Origin of the sequence: Exiguobacterium sp. KKBO11, assembly GCF_001644945.1 — a bacterium.
Taxonomy (GTDB): Bacteria; Bacillota; Bacilli; order Exiguobacteriales; family Exiguobacteriaceae; genus Exiguobacterium_A; species Exiguobacterium_A abrahamii.
On record NZ_LUCU01000011.1, the window covers coordinates 1,173,551 to 1,189,834 of the forward strand.

General features: G+C 46.8%; 24 protein-coding genes. 17 read left to right on the plus strand and 7 right to left on the minus strand.

Annotated features, from left to right (window positions below):
• Positions 1-60: 60 nt before the first annotated feature.
• From AYO36_RS06070 to AYO36_RS06090, 5 genes are read left to right on the plus strand one after another with little or no spacing between them, the layout of a single operon-like run.
• On the plus strand, positions 61-465 hold the full coding sequence (locus tag AYO36_RS06070) for a MarR family winged helix-turn-helix transcriptional regulator (RefSeq protein WP_064299772.1): 405 nt from the start codon (positions 61-63) through the stop codon (positions 463-465).
• Complete coding sequence (locus tag AYO36_RS06075; protein ID WP_064299773.1) at positions 446-790, plus strand: DUF3147 family protein; 345 nt, start codon at positions 446-448, stop codon at positions 788-790. The genes AYO36_RS06070 and AYO36_RS06075 overlap by 20 nt, the downstream gene beginning before the upstream one ends.
• 16 nt (positions 791-806) lie before the next feature.
• Entirely contained in the window at positions 807-1,262 is a 456-nt protein-coding gene (locus tag AYO36_RS06080; RefSeq protein ID WP_231884654.1) for a GNAT family N-acetyltransferase, read from the plus strand.
• Positions 1,263-1,318: 56 nt separating this feature from the next.
• On the plus strand, positions 1,319-1,534 hold the full coding sequence (locus tag AYO36_RS06085) for a helix-turn-helix transcriptional regulator (RefSeq protein ID WP_023468465.1): 216 nt from the start codon (positions 1,319-1,321) through the stop codon (positions 1,532-1,534).
• Positions 1,531-1,884, plus strand: coding sequence for a hypothetical protein (locus AYO36_RS06090; protein WP_082874168.1), 354 nt, complete (start codon positions 1,531-1,533; stop codon positions 1,882-1,884). Before AYO36_RS06085 ends, AYO36_RS06090 begins: the two co-directional genes overlap by 4 nt.
• Before the next feature lie 49 nt (positions 1,885-1,933).
• Here the strand turns inward: AYO36_RS06090 and AYO36_RS06095 are convergent, their stop codons facing one another.
• From AYO36_RS06095 to AYO36_RS06105, 3 genes are all read right to left on the minus strand, one after another.
• Complete coding sequence (locus AYO36_RS06095; RefSeq protein ID WP_369815314.1) at positions 1,934-2,278, minus strand: DUF1048 domain-containing protein; 345 nt, start codon at positions 2,276-2,278, stop codon at positions 1,934-1,936.
• A complete protein-coding gene (locus AYO36_RS06100) occupies positions 2,275-2,616 on the minus strand; it encodes a PadR family transcriptional regulator (protein WP_064299774.1) in 342 nt (113 codons plus the stop codon). The genes AYO36_RS06095 and AYO36_RS06100 overlap by 4 nt, the downstream gene beginning before the upstream one ends.
• A gap of 122 nt (positions 2,617-2,738) precedes the next feature.
• Positions 2,739-3,137: a VOC family protein gene (locus AYO36_RS06105; protein ID WP_050677263.1), complete on the minus strand. Its 399-nt coding sequence runs from the start codon at positions 3,135-3,137 to the stop codon at positions 2,739-2,741.
• A gap of 101 nt (positions 3,138-3,238) precedes the next feature.
• Between AYO36_RS06105 and AYO36_RS06110 the strand changes: the two genes are divergently transcribed.
• A complete protein-coding gene (locus tag AYO36_RS06110) occupies positions 3,239-4,213 on the plus strand; it encodes a phosphotransferase (RefSeq protein ID WP_197484506.1) in 975 nt (324 codons plus the stop codon).
• 47 nt (positions 4,214-4,260) lie between these two features.
• Here AYO36_RS06110 and AYO36_RS06115 read toward each other — a convergent pair whose 3' ends face one another.
• Both AYO36_RS06115 and AYO36_RS06120 read right to left on the minus strand, forming a co-directional pair.
• Positions 4,261-5,124: an NAD-dependent epimerase/dehydratase family protein gene (locus tag AYO36_RS06115; protein WP_064299776.1), complete on the minus strand. Its 864-nt coding sequence runs from the start codon at positions 5,122-5,124 to the stop codon at positions 4,261-4,263.
• Positions 5,125-5,130: 6 nt separating this feature from the next.
• Complete coding sequence (locus AYO36_RS06120; RefSeq protein WP_023468458.1) at positions 5,131-5,313, minus strand: hypothetical protein; 183 nt, start codon at positions 5,311-5,313, stop codon at positions 5,131-5,133.
• 100 nt (positions 5,314-5,413) lie between these two features.
• On the opposite strand from AYO36_RS06120, the gene AYO36_RS16735 reads away from it, so the two are divergent.
• Complete coding sequence (locus tag AYO36_RS16735) at positions 5,414-5,563, plus strand: hypothetical protein (RefSeq protein WP_023468457.1); 150 nt, start codon at positions 5,414-5,416, stop codon at positions 5,561-5,563.
• 44 nt (positions 5,564-5,607) lie between these two features.
• Here the strand turns inward: AYO36_RS16735 and AYO36_RS06125 are convergent, their stop codons facing one another.
• Positions 5,608-6,306 (minus strand): DUF3169 family protein, encoded by a 699-nt coding sequence (locus AYO36_RS06125; protein ID WP_064299777.1) that lies wholly within the window; start codon positions 6,304-6,306, stop codon positions 5,608-5,610.
• Entirely contained in the window at positions 6,303-6,509 is a 207-nt protein-coding gene (locus AYO36_RS06130; RefSeq protein WP_023468455.1) for a helix-turn-helix transcriptional regulator, read from the minus strand. Before AYO36_RS06130 ends, AYO36_RS06125 begins: the two co-directional genes overlap by 4 nt.
• 159 nt (positions 6,510-6,668) lie before the next feature.
• On the opposite strand from AYO36_RS06130, the gene AYO36_RS06135 reads away from it, so the two are divergent.
• From AYO36_RS06135 to AYO36_RS06185, 10 genes are all read left to right on the plus strand, one after another.
• A complete protein-coding gene (locus AYO36_RS06135) occupies positions 6,669-8,273 on the plus strand; it encodes a M3 family metallopeptidase (protein ID WP_064299778.1) in 1,605 nt (534 codons plus the stop codon).
• 381 nt (positions 8,274-8,654) lie between these two features.
• Positions 8,655-9,095 carry an NUDIX domain-containing protein gene (locus AYO36_RS06145; protein WP_082874170.1) on the plus strand — a complete coding sequence of 147 codons (441 nt, stop codon included), beginning with the start codon at positions 8,655-8,657 and terminating at the stop codon, positions 9,093-9,095.
• Between the two features lie 96 nt (positions 9,096-9,191).
• Positions 9,192-9,893 (plus strand): ABC transporter ATP-binding protein, encoded by a 702-nt coding sequence (locus tag AYO36_RS06150; RefSeq protein WP_064299779.1) that lies wholly within the window; start codon positions 9,192-9,194, stop codon positions 9,891-9,893.
• Positions 9,890-10,660 carry an ABC transporter permease gene (locus tag AYO36_RS06155; RefSeq protein ID WP_064299780.1) on the plus strand — a complete coding sequence of 257 codons (771 nt, stop codon included), beginning with the start codon at positions 9,890-9,892 and terminating at the stop codon, positions 10,658-10,660. The genes AYO36_RS06150 and AYO36_RS06155 overlap by 4 nt, the downstream gene beginning before the upstream one ends.
• A gap of 10 nt (positions 10,661-10,670) precedes the next feature.
• Complete coding sequence (locus AYO36_RS06160) at positions 10,671-11,093, plus strand: cytidine deaminase (RefSeq protein WP_064299781.1); 423 nt, start codon at positions 10,671-10,673, stop codon at positions 11,091-11,093.
• 96 nt (positions 11,094-11,189) lie between these two features.
• On the plus strand, positions 11,190-11,939 hold the full coding sequence (locus tag AYO36_RS06165; protein ID WP_082487087.1) for an ABC transporter ATP-binding protein: 750 nt from the start codon (positions 11,190-11,192) through the stop codon (positions 11,937-11,939).
• Positions 11,936-14,380: an ABC transporter permease gene (locus AYO36_RS06170; protein ID WP_064299782.1), complete on the plus strand. Its 2,445-nt coding sequence runs from the start codon at positions 11,936-11,938 to the stop codon at positions 14,378-14,380. The genes AYO36_RS06165 and AYO36_RS06170 overlap by 4 nt, the downstream gene beginning before the upstream one ends.
• Before the next feature lie 29 nt (positions 14,381-14,409).
• Positions 14,410-14,727 carry a hypothetical protein gene (locus AYO36_RS06175; protein ID WP_064299783.1) on the plus strand — a complete coding sequence of 106 codons (318 nt, stop codon included), beginning with the start codon at positions 14,410-14,412 and terminating at the stop codon, positions 14,725-14,727.
• Positions 14,728-14,758: 31 nt separating this feature from the next.
• Positions 14,759-15,229 (plus strand): hypothetical protein, encoded by a 471-nt coding sequence (locus tag AYO36_RS06180; protein ID WP_064299784.1) that lies wholly within the window; start codon positions 14,759-14,761, stop codon positions 15,227-15,229.
• Between the two features lie 106 nt (positions 15,230-15,335).
• On the plus strand, positions 15,336-16,259 hold the full coding sequence (locus AYO36_RS06185) for a DMT family transporter (protein ID WP_064299785.1): 924 nt from the start codon (positions 15,336-15,338) through the stop codon (positions 16,257-16,259).
• Positions 16,260-16,284: the final 25 nt, after the last annotated feature.

Genomic DNA, 16,284 nt, shown 5'->3' on the forward strand with positions numbered 1-16,284 from the left:
TCTGGTTATATATCGTAATTTACGATATATTCGGATTGTACGATATAAAGGGGGAGCATTATGATTTCAGCTGATTTTGCAAAAATTTATTATCAACTACATCCACGGTTCGAAGAAAACCTGTCTCACCAAAGCGTCCGCATCCTGCAATACATTCAATTTGCGACGAATCCGACGATCAAGCAGATTGCCGAGGCATTTCGCCTCTCACATAATACGACGTCCGAGCACGTCAAAAAGTTGGAGAGATTAGGCTATATCGAAAAAAAACGAAATCCAGAAGACCAACGCCAAGTGACGATTGGTTTGACAGACTTGGGAGATACAATCGTTCGTCGTCATACGGAACTCGATCCTGAACGGTTGAATCAAGTCTTTGCTACGATGTCAAAAACAGATCAACAGGCGATTGAACAGGCGTTTCGATTGTTGCGGGAGGCGGCAGATGACTGCTTTTCTCGTTAAGGTGCTTTCGAGCGCACTGGTCATCGGTCTTGTCACGGAAGTCGCCCGGCGTTCACCGTCACTGGGTGGTGTGTTGTCCGCGTTGCCCATCGTCAGTCTGATTAGCTTTGCCTGGCTCGTTAAACAGGGAAGTGAACGGGCAGAACTGAGTACATTCTTAAAGAGTGTGTTACTCGGATTACCAGCGACGTTCTTATTGCTTGCCGTCTTATATGGATTGATCCGCTTAGGGATTCCTATTTTTTACAGTATACTCGGTGCAACGAGCTTTTTTATTGCTTGTTGGTATATCCAACGTCACCTACAACAGTGGTGGCAAACCTAAAAAAGGAGACAAAGTAATGATAACCCTTCAAACAAAGCGATTGACGATTCGTCCATGTACAGCGAATGACGTGACACGTTTACAACAACAGCACTACGATAATGGACCGGAAGTTCAGCATCATTTGATGTCAATAGCGTCAGATCCCTCGCTACTATACTGGGGCAGCTGGCTCGTCATGACAAAGGATGGTCAAGTAATCGGGGATATCGGATTCAAGGGGAAGCCGGACATACGACAAGCGGTCGAAATTGGTTATGGTCTGTTGCCAGCGTATCTCAATCAAGGGTTTGCGACGGAAGCAGTTCAAGCATTGATTGAATGGGCGTTTGAACAAACGGAAGTGACAGGGGTACTTGCGAAGACGGAGTCGACGAATCAAGCATCAATCCGAGTACTCGAAAAAGCAGGATTGATTCAGGTCGGGAGAGAGGATCGGTATATCATGTGGGAGCGTATGAAGAGGGTGTAAAGGAAACTTGACAGGTAGTGTGTTATTTACATATAGTGGGACTACGAGGTGAAATCATGAAAAATAAGGTCAAGGAGATGCGCGAAGAACGAGGTTGGTCGCAAGGCGAACTGGCAAAACGATTGAACGTGTCGCGTCAGACGGTCATTTCCATCGAAAAAGAGCGGTATAATCCGTCACTCGACCTCGCATTTTCACTAGCTGATCTGTTTGAACGGCGAATCGAAGACATCTTTACACCGAATCGAACGAACGAGGAGGGAATAGAATGAAGCGATTAAATATATTGTTGGATCTTGCGTTAATTGGAATAGGGATATACATGACGATGGAGATCCCAGAAATGAAAATGACTGGAATCGTACTGATTTTAGCAGGTGTTTCCTCACGCATCACAGCGGTGAGTTTCTCACCGGACGAACCGCATGATGAGCGGCAATACGAGGTCAAAATACGTAGTGGGCATATCGCCTATTTAATTAGTATCGGTTATCTTTTCGTAATTTTGGTTCTCGTTAATCTGTCTATCATTCAAGACATTCAATTTGCTTTATTACTTGCATTAGGAGGACAAATCTTGTTCTTTCCAATCGCATTATGGTTTGTCAATCGACGGATTTGATGAATAAAAAAAAGGATGTGGCGGATACATCCCTTTACTTTTTGCATCTTCATGAATTCTGACGAATGGTTTGATTCAATTTATGACGGTACGATGTTTGCCAAGACTGCTCGCCCTTCACTAACTCATCACAAAACGCAGCAACATCCTCTCCAGTGAAATCTGTCACTGGTTTTTGCTCGAAGGCGGCTTGTTCCATCAACTCGAGGACGACGGTCAGTACACGATGACTACTTTGCCAACTCGTTAGTCCACCCGTGACATTTAAATAGCGTTGAATCGCTTGATAAGCCTCATAGTAGCGAGGAGGAAGAGATTTAGCCCGCTTCTCCATCGACCGCCATTCTCGTTTAGCTTCCATACTACCGGTGATCCGCTCGAATATTCTCATCATCTCGTACTCCCTTCTTGTTTTAACTGCTGCAGTTCTTGCATTTTGTCAGATACGAACGCCCATTTTTCCCAAAAGATACGTAAACGATCGTGTCCTGCTTCGTTTAGCGTATAAAATTTTCGAGGAGGTCCCATTGTTGATGCTTTTTTTTCGATATAAACGAGCTGCTGCTTTTCTAAGCGCATCGTGATTGTATAGACTGTACCTTCCACGACATCTGAGAATCCGAGTTGACGTAACTGTTGAGTGATTTCATAACCATAAGTTTCACCGCGGCTAATGATCTCAAGTACACATCCTTCAAGTATACCTTTGAGCAATTCTGTGATATTTTCCAAATTATTCACCTCGATACTTAATAAATCAGCTACTTAGTATTAATGACTACCTCTATATAGTAACACGAAGTACTGGTTTGGACAATATAAAAACCGCCTTATTATGGGCGGTTGAATCGAAATTAAGAGATCGCAAACGTATCCCGTAATTCGATGATTGTTCCTTCTGGTGCTTTTAATTTGCTGAGATGACCATCGACGACGAAGTAGATGTTTCCGCCGTGTTTCGGTAGGAAAGGCATCCCGAGTCGTTCGAGGCGTGTTACTTCTTCTTGCAAGTCGTCAACGTAAAGTGCGAAATGGACGGGACCCGCTGCTTGTTTCGTATAATCGGTGAACGGCTGACCCGATTTGGGTGTTTGCAATTCGATATAGAAATCACCGAGTCGTAACCAGCTGTTAAAGGCGCGGTCGTGAAAACCAGGTGACTCTTGAACGAGGGAGAACCCAAGCTGTTCATAAAAGTGTTTAGACGCAGCGTAGTCCGTCGTCTGAATACAGATGTGATGAATTTGTTTCATACTAAAACCTTCCTTCGTGTTCAATGAAATCATGCAAAACTAGTGTAGCATTTCATGGATCGGTTGGAACGAACGAAATGGAGAATAGGATGCAACAAACGATGAATTTGATTTGTGAACGTTTTACAATAGGGCAAATGATTAGCGAACCTGTACGATTGACTGGCGGACTCATGCATGAGACATTGCGATTACAGACGACGACTGGATCTTACGTCTTAAAGCGATTGAATCCGGACATCATGCAACGTCCTGAAGCGCGAAAAAATTTTAAAATGTCAGAAGATGTCGCCATGCAAGCGTCATTTCACTTAGCAGCATTACCAGCACGTCGCGTCAACGATCAAGCGGTACAAACGATTGACGGCTCGGATTACCTTTTATTTGATTGGATCGATGGCAAGACGTTATCAACCGATCAGTTTCGATCGGCACATGCACGACAAATCGGAGTTCAATTAGGACGATTGCACGCTCTTTCTATAGCGACGACTGGCTTCATAAAGCCGGATACCTCAAGTACTTCAATCGATTGGAACGGTCATTTAGAAGAAGGAAAACGGCAGCAAGGAAAGTGGCTGCAGCTATTCATGGAAGAGCAGGAACATTTGCAACGAATTGAAAGATTAGCACAGAAAGCACAGAAACAACTGCCAGTAGACTGGATCGTCAGTCATCGTGATCTCGATCCAAAAAACGTCCTCTGGACACCAACGGGTCCAGTCCTGATTGACTGGGAGTCTGCGGGTCTGATCCATCGAGCCGTCGACGTGTTCGAGACAGCCTGTTATTGGTCGAAGCTGAAAAACAATACGTTTGACCGCGTTCGATTTAACGCATTTCTTGACGGTTACGCGACAAACCAACGTTTGTCTGATGTCGACTGGACGCACGTCATCGATAGCAGTGTTCAAGGAAAGCTCGACTGGCTGAATTTTAATCTCAATCGCTCACTTGGGAAAAGTGGAATCCCTGAGGCGGAACGAGTACTTGGAACGAAGCAAGTCCTTTTAACGATAGAAGAATTACGAGCGCACGACCGGAATCGCTGGATCAAGTGGATATCCGTAAGATAAGCATAAAAAGAGGCACCGAATCACTCGAATTCGATGCCTCTTCGTTATTAAAACGATTTGACCAACTGTTCAATAGTTGATTCAGGAGTGCGAATCGGAATATAACCAAGTTGCTTGATTCGGTCATTCGCAAATGTCGCGTGTTCCGCTGCACGCTTCGGTATTTGGTACGGCTTGTCACTTGCTGTGATCAACTTCATCCGGAAATCCGTCTCAGGTAGATTCGCATCGATCGCATTAAAAATATCCCCATTATGCGCATTAGTTGCGGCAAGGACGATCATTTCGACTAGATTATCCGTATGGACCCACGGGACGACATCGTCCGGGTGCACCCAGGTAATCACATCCGCCTCCTTCATCCGCTCGACTTGACGATCCCCCCAATAGGACTGCTCCTCGGCACAAATTGATCCTGGACGTAAGATGATTAAATCGGAATCGGGTGTATATTCCTGTAACAGGCGTTCGGATTCCTGTTTTGTATGGATGTAGACATGTTCGGACGGTAGAAGCGGTGACGTTTCCGTAAAATGTCCACTCACGACTTCGCCGTACACGGAAGTTGTCGAGATGTGAATGATGCGCTTGACACGAGCTTTTGTCGCAGCATCCGCGAGATGTTGTACACCTGTGACATTTGCTTCCTGTGCTAAATCAGGATCATCTCCGAGATAGGCAGCACAGTGAATCAACAGATCGACGCCTTGAAGTGCTGTAAGAAGCGAATCTGAATCACCGAGCTCACCGATGACAGCGTGGACATCTTTGAAAGCGTATTGATCCGCTTGTTCCTGAGAGCGATACAAACCGCGCACTTCACGCGTTTCTTCTAGAAAACGTCGCGCAACACGAGAGCCAAGCGTTCCGGTCATTCCTGTAACTAAAATCGTACTCTCTTTCAGATTCATGGATGCTTACCCCTTTGACTCTGTCTTTTCTGCGAAACATTGCTCACAAATGAAACGTCCTTCGCTTTTTAGGTATGCTTTGACTTCCGTCATCCCGCGATGTTTCGGATAGCGCATCTGGATGTAGACTTTTTCGTTTCCTTCAATCGTTTTGCCGCAATGCATACATGTCGGTTCTTTGCCGAACATCCTAACGCCCCCTATGAATTTATATCTTCTATCTTATCGTAAAGGAAAAACCAGGGTGTTGGAAGAATAAAGTAAAAAAGGAAGCTAAAGGAGGGTGTCTATGATCTTTATTGCTATTTTTCTCGCCGTTGGTGGAGTCGTCTGGTTCATTTCAGCGCGGAGTCAATCGAAACATCGCTCGCTCGACGATCAGGAATATACACTGAACCAGCATGATGTCCATCAACAACAAAATCATCGTGATTTTTGAAGGCATGTAAAGGAGCATCCAGTCGATTGACTGAATGCTCCTTTTTAGCGATTGCGTACATGGAGAAAATATTTTGCGTTGCTCCAGATCAAGGCGATAATCAATAAGCTGATTGCAAAGATCTGAGATTGACCGGTCTCATACGAATACACGACTAATACGATAATGATACCCATCAATAAAAATTGTAACAGGGACTGTGACCGAATCAGACCTTCGAACATGACGTGACGTTCTCCGTCATCAGAGGCAGCGAATAGCTTTTCAGCATAGTTCTTTTCCGAATACTTTGGGAAATAGCGGTTGGGATAGATCTGGCGCATAAGATTGAGAAAATAAATCGAGGCAATACAACTGATGACGAAAAAGAATCCGCTCAGTATCAAATGAAGACCGAACTGGTTTTCAATGATGCTAAAAGAAGCGAGCCCGATACTGAGGAGATTGGAGAACTGCACGATCATCATGCCGTCCGCATAGTAGCGATTCACTTGATCGTCAATCGCGTCCTCTTCGTCGGAAGAAACGGATCGTCGAGTCAATTGACGAATTTGTAAATAGCGTACGACGTAACTGAGAGTCAAGATCGTCAAGATAACGAAAAGACCAGTGAATATGTAATCAAGATAGAGCGATCGTTCAAACTGTGACAAATTGGTATTTTTGAGGACAAACATGACGAAATAACTGCTAATGAAACCGAGTAAAGCTGCGATGATGACCTTGCCTGCTTCCTTGTTCATGTTAATTCCTCCTCATCGAAATAAAAGATGTCTTCTAGCGGTGTATCAAACACACGAGAAATTTTGACGGCGATCAGTAGCGACGGCATGAATTCTTCGCGTTCGATTAAGCTGATCGTCTGGCGCGAAATGTTCGCGCGCCGTGCCAGTTCAGACTGATTCCATCCGTGGCGAGCACGTAATTCTTTTAAACGAGATTTCATATAGGGATTCACCTCCTATATAATGTAACTTATCATAGTCTTTTTGACAACGATAATAGTCAAAAAAGACAACATAACAGTCATTTATTCGTAAAATGATCATATCGTTGGCATAAACTGTATACTGGAATAAGTTGAAAGGAGATGTGAAATCCGTCGATGAAATCTCAGTCACCTGTAAATGATATTTTTTATAATGATAAGGATGTTGCGCATCGAATCGCTTCGATTCTCCAAATGGAAGAGACATTGCTCAAACAAAAAATCGCGTATCTCCAGGACGTCACAGACCTCGGTACCACTTCTGAATACGAACAAGGGCGTCAGCAGTTATCGGATAAGCTCGATACGTTGAGACGTTCCGTAAAAATGGATCTCGTCTCGCGCGATGACATCACACTTCGAACGAGAGCACGTTTTGAACAATCACTCAGAGCAACAAGTGTGACAGAAGAGGAAGCTAGTCTTATTCAAGACTATCTCCGAATTGAGGCGACGATGCTGACAAAATCGGGAGAGTCGGTTTCCGATCTTCATGCTGCTTTATTTGACACGGATGAATCCACTCGAAAACAAGCGCTCTTATCGATTGAGGAAGCGTTCCACATGGAAGAATCCGTCATTCAACCGTTGTTTTCACGACTCGTTGAGTTACGACAAGCGCGTGCCACTGCAAGTGGTAAGATCGGATACGAGGAACTAGCTTTTGTAGAACTCGGACGCGTCGATTATACGAGTCAAGATGTCGATCATTACGCCACTATCATTCAATCCGACTTTCTACCGGTCAAACGGCGATTTCAGCGCGAACAACAAACGTTTCTCGGCAAACAGGTGCTCCATCCGTGGGACGTCCGGCAATCGGCCTATACACAGATTGATCATCACGCGACCGGTTCTGACACTTCATTCTTAGATCAGACTCAAGCCATCCTCGAGAGCGTTCACCCCTATTTTGCGGACGTGTTAAAAGAAATGCGACATAGGAATCATCTCGATATCGGTGCCCGGTCGAACAAAGCGGGCGGAGGATTTTGTGAGTATTTACCGGTCGAACAGCAATCGTTCTTATTCATGAATCGCATCGATACGTTTGATGATCTCGTCATCTTCATGCATGAGATCGGCCATGCCGTCCATCATGATGCGATGAAAGAAACGTACGACGGACTACAACCGATTCCGCTTGAAGTAGGGGAGTTCGCTGCCATGTCGCTCGAGTTGTTGACGATGAACGAATGGCATCAGGTGATTCCGGATAAAAAAGACGTTGCCCGGGCAAAACTCGAACAGATGCGTTCCATTGTCGAGTTCTTACCCGAGACGATCATCGTCGATCGTTTTCAATCTTGGCTCTATGCTCACCCCGACCATGTTCCGACAGAACGACATGCCTATTATGCCGATCTCCGAGAATCATACGATACGGACGTCATCGATTGGTCGGAAACACCCGATTGGAAAGGCCACGAATGGATGAGTGTCATCCATCTCTTTGAGACGCCGTTCTATTACATCGAGTACGCGATTGCTCAGATTGCCGCTCTTCAGTTGTATTACCGTTTCACGAAAGATCCCGACCAAACGCTGAAAGATTTCGTCGCAGCTTTAGCTCTTAGTCAAACCCATTCGATTCAAGATGTCTACGCGAGAGCGGGTGTATCTTTCTTGCCGACTGAAGGAGAGATGAGCGAATTAGTGAGCTTTTTGACATCAGAAGTGGAGACTTGGAAGATAATTTTACAGGACGGTACATCGATATAATGAAGGACGACAAGAAAATTCATATACCAGAAGAGTTAGAAAGCCTCTATTTTTTCGGAGTAGAGCCGATTCTTGAGTTTCCGGAGGAAGAAGCATTCTATCAGCGGTCTAAATACATGTTACACAACTCCTCAAAAGAGCGTATTCAGTTTATTCTGTATCCGGCATTTACTGAAATTGAACTCCATGTCCTCCGACCGACTGGGGAGACGCTGTCACGATTACGAATTGAAACAATCCAATCCTTAAAATATGTTGAAGAAAACGGAAAACGTCTGTTACTTGATCATAGTGATGATGAATATTACCGCATAAGTGAGATTCAACTGGATCCGTTATTTTGTATCATTCAGACGGAAAGAAGAAAATAGGAGGACGAACATGAATATCTGTAAAAACATCGTCTATGCGACATTATTCAATGCCACAGGCGATCAATTATTGATGGTCGAGAATCGTGGCGATCACGGTGATTACTATACATTGCCCGGTGGGACGGTCGAACGAGACGAAACGCTACATACGGCAATCACGCGCGAAGTACTGGAGGAGACAGGATTTACGATCATTCCAGGCGACATCGTCCACGTGGCAGAAGCATTCTTCCCGCAAGCGGGGGAACATTGTCTCTTTTTCTTCTTCGCGGGAGAAATCACCTCCGGTCAATTAAAGACGAATGTTCCAGAAGAGATTTCCGGACTTGTCTGGATGGACCGTGAAGAAGCGTTCAAACACCTCAATTTACCGGAAGCATCAAAAGAATCGCTCTTTGCTGGTCGAACGGTACCGTATGATTTTGCCGGAGAGATCATCCACGCGTAAGGAAGTGTCGCTTGACGTACTAAGGTGACGGATTTTCGGGTACAACATTATAGGAGCATTACCCGAAACTTGTAGAAAGTCAGGTGAACACACAGTATGTCGATTCTTACGTTTCACGAAGTCAGCTATCAACACATCTTACACGAAATAACAGGTGAGTTCCGCGAAGGTGTCATTACGACGCTCGTCGGACCGAGTGGTGCCGGGAAATCGACGACATTGAAACATATCAATGGACTGATTTCTCCCGATCGCGGCGAAATTTGTTTTCGAGGCGAACCACTTGAGCAGATGAATTTGCTCGACGTCCGCAAACGGATCGGGATGGCGTTCCAAAGCGCGCCGATGATTCCAGGTACCGTCTACGATAATATCAATTTGCCGAAATCGATCTTCGGTGAATCGTTACCGCGCGAAGAAGCGGAACGTTTGCTACAACAAGTTGATCTATCTGTCGAACTTGAGCGACCGGTCAAAGATTTGTCCGGTGGCGAACGAAGCCGACTTGGAATCGCACGGACACTCGTCAATCGTCCGGACGTCCTGTTGCTCGATGAAATCACGGCAAGTCTCGATTACCGGATGGTACAAGAGATTGAGAAGCTAATCCTTGATCTACAGCAGGAGTTACAGACGACAATCATTTGGATTACGCATGACTTAGAGCAAGCCAAGCGGGTCAGCGACGACATTTGGTTTTTAAAGGATGGACGATTGATCGAGTCTGGTGCATTCAAGGAACTCGCTTCAAATGGTCAAGCCGAGACGCAAGCATTTTTGAAGGGGGAATCGGTATGAGTTACCTCCAACTGGCGACTTCGCTCATCTTCATTTTGATTCCCCTCGTCTTAGCACGGACGTTACGGCTTGGTCTAGAGAAGGACATCATCATCGCAACCGTTCGATCGATTGTACAGCTGTTGATCATCGGTTATATTTTGACGTTCGTCTTTGAAAGCGGAAGTCCAATTTTCATGTTACTGATGATTCTGTTGATGATCGGTGCAGCGACACTGAACGTCATCCGTAAAGGGGACGGGATTCCCGGGATCCAGTGGATCATCTTGTTCACACTGATTGCGGTCGAAGCATTGACGATGGGCATTTTGCTCGGGTTACGAATCATTCCGTTCGAAGCCCAGCAAGTCATTCCAATCAGCGGGATGGTCATCGGAAACTGTATGATTTTGTCGCTATTGTTTCTCAATAAGTTCAAGGACGAGGTCGAACGAAGCGACGAGGTCATCGAGCTGATTCTTTCACTTGGTGGAGATGCGAAGACAGCGATTGATACGAGCTTAAAAGGCGCGATCCGGACAAGTATGATTCCAACGATCGAAGCGCAAAAAACGATGGGGCTCGTTCAACTGCCAGGGATGATGAGTGGGTTGATCATCGGTGGCGCGGATCCGATGGAAGCCGTCCTCTATCAACTATTGATTCTATTCCTAATCTTGACGACGGCAGCGATGGCATCGGTCCTCGTTGGTTTTCTATCCTACCGTCGACTGTTCAATGAAAAAGCACAATTCATCGGTTTGACCTATAAGAAAAAAGATACGTAAGGAGCAGATTATGCAGACTTATCCAATTACAGAAGCCGACCTGGAACTGGTCGAACTAGCAACCGAAACGATTCAAAGCCGTTACACCGACGATAAACATCACGTCGCAGCTGCGTTGCGGACGAAAGATGGCGCGACGAAAACGGGTGTTCATGTCGAAGCCTATATCGGACGGGTGACGGTGTGCGCGGAAGCCATCACGATCGGTTCCGCCATCACGGATGGATTGACGGATTTTGAGACGATCGTCGCCGTCCGACATCCCTATTCGGATGAGGCGGACCGAACGATTCGTGTCGTCAGTCCGTGCGGCATGTGTCGCGAATTGATTTCCGACTATGCACCGGACGCATTTGTCCTCTTGACGATCGACGATCAGTTGACGAAAGTCCGGATTGCGGATTTGATTCCATTAAAATATGTCCGACAATAACCAGTAACTCCTCGTCGTTTAGATGAGGAGTTTTTTGCATTTACTTCTAAATCATCCTTATTATGGTTATGATAAAGGCGGAATAACTAAGGAGGGATATGCGTGTCAGCTTTATTAGAAGTCGAACGGTTATCAAAAACCTACATACGTGGTACGGAGACGATTCATGCATTAAAACAAGTCAGCTTTACGTTAGAGGAAGGAGGGTTCATCGCCATCATGGGCACGAGTGGCTCCGGTAAAAGTACACTGTTGAATATTCTGGGAGCGCTTGACGCGCCAACCGGCGGAACGTTGACCTTAAAGGAAAAACGGCAACGCGACATCTTCACTGAGCCTGCTGCGACGTTATACCGTCAGCAACACATCGGGTTCATCTTTCAATCGTTTCATCTGCTCGATGATTTGACAGTTCAGGAGAACATCGCTTTACCATTGATGTTGAAGGGGATGGATGATAAAACGATCAACCAAGAGGTAGACACTTGGCTCAAACGAGTCGGACTGACGAAGTGGAACAATCATCGACCGCAAGAGCTGTCGGGTGGACAACAACAACGTGTCGCGATTGCACGTGCCTTGATCAGTCGACCACCAATCATCTTAGCGGATGAGCCGACGGGGAACCTCGATTTCAAGACTTCTGCTGAAATCATGCAATTGCTTCAAGAACTCAATCGCGAACAACAGACGAGCATCCTGCTCGTGACCCATGATGCGACCGTAGCCGCTCATGCGAAACGTGTACTGTATTTCCATGACGGACAAATCGTTGCCGATCAACTGTCGACCGGTGATGTGGCGCCGATCTTAGAGACATACGAGCAGTTCGTGGGGGCTGTATGAAACGACAACATCTCTTCCGTCTTTCGCACCGTCTGTACCGTAAAAGTCCGATGATTTTAGTGACCTCAATCGGAAGCGTCATGATTTCGATTGGTCTTGTCTTAACGATGGTCATTTTTTTACTACATAATCAAGCCGCAATCGAGACAGATCGTATACAAAGATATGGTCAAGTCGATCTGACGGTCAAATATACACCTGAAGACGAGCAGGCGGATCAGTCCGTGTTGGAGCAACTTAAAAAGAATCACGATGTCTTGGGAGCAGAGTCGATCTTACAGACGACAGCGCGCGTCGCTGGTCAAACGATGGCTGACGTGGAGACGATAGGAGTTCATTCGGATGCCCTGACGAAAAGTCGGTATCATTTCACGAACGAATTGGAACAGGGAGAAGCGATCCTGTCAGCTCGACTCGCGACGTCGCTTGATCGTAGTGTCGGGCAAACGCTTCGCGTTGGAGAAGCGACGTATCGGATCCGTGAGATTTTACCAAATACAAAAACATCTGAAGCTTCGCACGATCAAGTCTTGCTTTCGTATGCTGATCTGAAAAAGAACCATCCGATCGAAACGAAAGCCGTCTTGCTCAATCTAAAAAAAGAGGTGGATCTCGTCCACTATGCCGATACGCTCGTCAAAACGAATCCGAAGCTCCGAATTGAACTTTCGGAAGGGCAAGCGCTCTCACCGGCGCTGAACGGCTACATCGGAATCTTGTCAGTATTGATCCTTGTCGTGTCCGGGTTCATCTTGATGGCGAATTTCGACTTGTATTTACGTAAACATGCCGTCCAATTTGCGATCATGCGGACGCTTGGGGCGACGACACGGCAACTGTTTCAGCTGTTCTTCGTTCAATCTGGATTGATTGTCTTAACGGGCACGATGCTTACGATTCTAGGCAGTGTTTGCTTACCGTTACTTGGTCAACTGGTATGGCCGACAGAGGGTAAAATGATTGTCTCCCTCATGATTGATCAGGGAGCGTTCTTGATGCTCGTAACGTTCGGTAGTGCCTTGTTAATTCTGCTGTTGCTCGCGAGTACGGCTTATCGAAAACGGGATGTGTTACCACTCCACGTCTTGCGAGAAAATCTGAAAACGGCGTCACGACCGACCCGGCGAAAACGTCTCGTCCTGTTCAGTAGTGGATTGACCGGCAGCTTAGTATTATTCGCTGAAGTGATTGCCAGTACGGGTGGGTCACGGGCGATCGCCTGGCTCGTTGCGACCGTCGCCTTTTTACTGACGATGTATCTTGCGACGCCACTCCTCTTGAAGGGAGTGCTGCAGCGAGCGGAACCGATTGTTCGTCGGTTAGCGGGACCGACGAGTTTCGTTGCCTTCCGGGGCGTGTTACCGCAACTCCGGAAAAATGCTTGGTTGATGCTGATCGTTCAAGTCTTGATGATCATCGTCGTCATCGGCTCGACGTTCCTTGAGACGGTGCAACAAAACGAGCGGAAGTACATCATCAGCCAATATCCGACAGAAGTCGTCCTAAAGAGTCGTTTGGATGAAGGATCGCAAGGAAACCCGTTGCAATTGATTCGACAAATTGAAACCGACCTACCTGGCGCAAGAGCGACCTTCCTGTCGTCTCGCAATTCCTTCGAATACCAGTCGCCTCAAGAAGATATCTCGATCGAATACGAAGTGACGGACTATCGTCGTCTAGACGTCTTAAAGGGAGAACAGACGAGTGACACAGAAGGAATCATCGTCTCACGTACATTCGCTAAAAAACACAGTCTCGAAAACGGTGACACGCTGCCGCTCGGGCGATGGGACGGGGAACAAGAACGAAGTGTTTCGGTCGGTCAATTCCGAATCGTTGGAATCGAAAAGAAGACAGCGCCAGACGTCCTCGTGGATTGGCGGAACGAGAAGCTGCGGCAACCGAACGATCACATCTTGAATGTCTTTATCGACGTTCCGTCTGAGTTAACGAAGGCGCAAGTGACCACAACATTATTAGAAATCACGCAACGTTATCCGACATTGCAAGTGAATCGACTATCTGACGCACTTCGCGATGCGGAGCAACAAACGACGGAACGCTGGTTCGTCTTCTTGATTGCGCTTGTCGTCATGAGTGGATCCGTCTGGTTCGGACTTGCAAACGCCTTACTCAGTTTCGTGAGTGGAAAACGAGGCGAATACGCCTTGCTACGAACGATTGCGTTGACACGGAACAAGCTCCGTCAGCTGACACTCATTCAAATGCTCTTATTCATTGGGAGTGGCATCACCTTTGGACTGATCAGTGGTCTTGGTGCGACCTTCTTCGTGACACGGATTGATGATGCGGGATCATTTTACTTCAACTTACCGACGATTGCCGGAACCATTGTCGGTTTAATAGTGCTTGTCATAAGCATCGCTTGGTTCGTCACCCGACGAAAGCAGGAAAACCTCGTTCACGAATTGAAACAGTAAATAAGGGCACGTGAACCGGAGGGATCGAAATGCGAAAAACGATCGGGGCGATTCTATTACTCGTAATAATTAGCGGTGTCGGCTGGTGGATGATCGCAGATGAACGGGATGCGACCTATGAACAGATTGTTGAAGTACAAGTCGTTCGACACGTGACGAAGCAGTTCGGACGCGATGATATCGCATCGGTCAAACCGTACTTCGTAGCGTCGGAATCATCGAAATCACGTCGTCATCAGATTGCCGTTCAGCTGAAGTCGGCACCGACGGGAGAATACCGGATGTATCGTGTACTTCAAAATAAAGTCGAGTACATCGGTCGATCACGGACGGTTCGATCAGATTAAAAAGATACGTCACATCAGTTGGGGGATTTAGATGAAAAAGAAAGCAGAACGCATCGCGTTCATTCAAGAAGAAAAGCGTCAACTCGTCAAACCACGTTTGTACAGCTCGTTGCTGTACGGCGTCAGTATCTTATTAGTCGTCGCCAATCGCGACGTGTACTGGCCATTGTTCTTTTTACTTGTAGCACTAGTGTGGATTGCGCGGATTCACTCGCAAGAAGTCGAACGTGATATGGCATTAACGGTAGAACCACAGATGAAGAAAATCATTCAATGGCAGTATGTGACTGATTTTTTGTTCGTGATCTTAATAGGATTATTTTTCCCACTGATCATCGTATTCGACTTGCCATTCTTCCTCAGTTTTGCCGTCTATGTCGTCCTTGCGATTGTTTTGCTCGTATCCGATATGTTGCTTGAACGAAACGGAAAACGTCTCGATGCTGAGCATCCAACGAAGAAGGAACTGCGGACGTATCCGAAGTCGTGGAAAAAGATCTAATCCGTGGAGCCGGTCGATAAACCGGCTCCTTTTTTGAGCATTCCGGTCGCTTCAGCGTGTTCGACTGCCGTATGATGAAGGGGCACATGAAGAAGGAGGTCCTCGTATGCTTGCGATCATCATTGGATTTATCATCGGTCTGCTCGTACCGGTTCAAACGAGTGTCAATACACGGCTACGGGGCGTCGTCGGTTCGCCGTTCCTCGCTTCGCTGATTTCCTTTTCGATCGGCTCACTCTTCTTACTGATTCTCGTGTTGCTCGTCGATGGGAATCTCACAGGTCTCACGGCTACTGCCGATGAACCGTTCTGGATTTGGGGTGGGGGACTGCTCGGCGTCATCTATTTGACCGGGAACATCTTGTTGTTTCCACGACTCGGAGGCGTCCAAACGGTCATCATGCCCATTTTCGGTCAGGTCATCATGGGACTGTTGATCGATCATTTCGGATTGTTTGAGTCAACGGTCACCTCACTCTCACTGACACGAGTCATCGGCGCAGTGCTTGTGTTACTCGGTGTCGTCGGGACGGTCGCGCTTGGTGACTATTTCGCACGACGGCGGAAGCAACAGGTGGCATCATCAGAAAACTCGGTGCTTGTCTGGCGTCTGCTCGGGATTCTGACCGGTATGATGAGTGCTGCCCAGACGGCGATCAATGGTCATCTCGGTAGTGTTCTCGGGTCAGCCGTCAAAGGCGCCTTGATTTCATTTGTCATCGGGATGATCACCTTGTTATTGCTGAATCTGATCCTCCGAACGAAGTGGCACATCGATCGGTCGCAATCCTTACCTGCCTGGATTTGGATCGGTGGGTTGATCGGTGCGTTGTTCGTTGCCGGTAATGCCTTCATCGTTCCGCTCGTTGGTACAGGACTCGCTGTCGTCATCGTCACGATCGGTCTTCTGACTGGCAGTCTATTGATTGACCGTTTCGGCTGGTTCGGTGCGAAAAAACAACCGGTCACTGGTGTGCAGATCGTCAGTCTACTTGTCATGCTAGGTGGCATCATCCTGATTCGTTTATGAAAAAACAGACCGTCTCGCGCATAGG

Excerpts from the sequence above, each read along its gene's own strand:
- AYO36_RS06130 (WP_023468455.1), bottom strand. The coding sequence starts at position 6,509 with ATGAAATCTCGTTTAAAAGAATTACGTGCTCGCCACGGATGGAATCAG.
- AYO36_RS06185 (WP_064299785.1), top strand. The coding sequence starts at position 15,336 with ATGCTTGCGATCATCATTGGATTTATCATCGGTCTGCTCGTACCGGTT.
- AYO36_RS06180 (WP_064299784.1), top strand. The coding sequence starts at position 14,759 with ATGAAAAAGAAAGCAGAACGCATCGCGTTCATTCAAGAAGAAAAGCGT.
- AYO36_RS06095 (WP_369815314.1), bottom strand. The coding sequence starts at position 2,278 with ATGATGAGAATATTCGAGCGGATCACCGGTAGTATGGAAGCTAAACGA.
- AYO36_RS06075 (WP_064299773.1), top strand. The coding sequence starts at position 446 with ATGACTGCTTTTCTCGTTAAGGTGCTTTCGAGCGCACTGGTCATCGGT.
- AYO36_RS06160 (WP_064299781.1), top strand. The coding sequence starts at position 10,671 with ATGCAGACTTATCCAATTACAGAAGCCGACCTGGAACTGGTCGAACTA.
- AYO36_RS06145 (WP_082874170.1), top strand. The coding sequence starts at position 8,655 with ATGAATATCTGTAAAAACATCGTCTATGCGACATTATTCAATGCCACA.
- AYO36_RS06090 (WP_082874168.1), top strand. The coding sequence starts at position 1,531 with ATGAAGCGATTAAATATATTGTTGGATCTTGCGTTAATTGGAATAGGG.
- AYO36_RS06085 (WP_023468465.1), top strand. The coding sequence starts at position 1,319 with ATGAAAAATAAGGTCAAGGAGATGCGCGAAGAACGAGGTTGGTCGCAA.
- AYO36_RS06110 (WP_197484506.1), top strand. The coding sequence starts at position 3,239 with ATGAATTTGATTTGTGAACGTTTTACAATAGGGCAAATGATTAGCGAA.
- AYO36_RS06150 (WP_064299779.1), top strand. The coding sequence starts at position 9,192 with ATGTCGATTCTTACGTTTCACGAAGTCAGCTATCAACACATCTTACAC.
- AYO36_RS06115 (WP_064299776.1), bottom strand. The coding sequence starts at position 5,124 with ATGAATCTGAAAGAGAGTACGATTTTAGTTACAGGAATGACCGGAACG.
- AYO36_RS06135 (WP_064299778.1), top strand. The coding sequence starts at position 6,669 with ATGAAATCTCAGTCACCTGTAAATGATATTTTTTATAATGATAAGGAT.
- AYO36_RS06155 (WP_064299780.1), top strand. The coding sequence starts at position 9,890 with ATGAGTTACCTCCAACTGGCGACTTCGCTCATCTTCATTTTGATTCCC.
- AYO36_RS06120 (WP_023468458.1), bottom strand. The coding sequence starts at position 5,313 with ATGTTCGGCAAAGAACCGACATGTATGCATTGCGGCAAAACGATTGAA.
- AYO36_RS06125 (WP_064299777.1), bottom strand. The coding sequence starts at position 6,306 with ATGAACAAGGAAGCAGGCAAGGTCATCATCGCAGCTTTACTCGGTTTC.
- AYO36_RS06175 (WP_064299783.1), top strand. The coding sequence starts at position 14,410 with ATGCGAAAAACGATCGGGGCGATTCTATTACTCGTAATAATTAGCGGT.
- AYO36_RS16735 (WP_023468457.1), top strand. The coding sequence starts at position 5,414 with ATGATCTTTATTGCTATTTTTCTCGCCGTTGGTGGAGTCGTCTGGTTC.
- AYO36_RS06105 (WP_050677263.1), bottom strand. The coding sequence starts at position 3,137 with ATGAAACAAATTCATCACATCTGTATTCAGACGACGGACTACGCTGCG.
- AYO36_RS06080 (WP_231884654.1), top strand. The coding sequence starts at position 807 with ATGATAACCCTTCAAACAAAGCGATTGACGATTCGTCCATGTACAGCG.
- AYO36_RS06070 (WP_064299772.1), top strand. The coding sequence starts at position 61 with ATGATTTCAGCTGATTTTGCAAAAATTTATTATCAACTACATCCACGG.
- AYO36_RS06170 (WP_064299782.1), top strand. The coding sequence starts at position 11,936 with ATGAAACGACAACATCTCTTCCGTCTTTCGCACCGTCTGTACCGTAAA.